This window comes from Candidatus Thiosymbion oneisti (genome assembly GCF_900092655.1).
Lineage (GTDB): Bacteria > Pseudomonadota > Gammaproteobacteria > Chromatiales > Chromatiaceae > Thiosymbion > Thiosymbion oneisti.
This window is the reverse complement of sequence record NZ_FLUY01001294.1, coordinates 1-326: the sequence shown is the minus strand read 5'-3', so window position 1 is coordinate 326 and position 326 is coordinate 1. Positions and strand designations below refer to the sequence as shown.

General features: G+C 60.1%; 1 protein-coding gene. It reads left to right on the top strand.

Annotated features, from left to right (window positions below; genetic code table 11):
• Positions 1–326 (top strand): transposase (locus tag BQ17_RS13435; protein ID WP_141699269.1); only part of this gene is annotated, 326 nt, incomplete at both ends.

The window sequence follows — 326 nt, the reverse complement described above, 5'->3', positions numbered from 1 at the left end:
CCTTGAGCAAGGGCAAACAACACGTCACGGGTTACAACGTACAAAGCGGTGTCGATGGCAAACACAAGCTCATTGTGCATCACGACGTCACCAACGCCGGGAACGACCAGAACCAGCTTAGCAGTCAATGCCGCCAGAGCATGAACGTGCTCGGGGTGGAGAACCTGACCGCGGTTGCCGATGGCGGCTACTACAGCGAGGCCGAGTTGGCCGCTTACGACGCCGCCGGTGCCACCGTCTACGTCCCGGTCCCGGACAAACACAAAGCGGTCACGGGTCAAGGTCGTCTCAGCGGCAACCGCTTCCAGTACAACCCAACCCGTGAT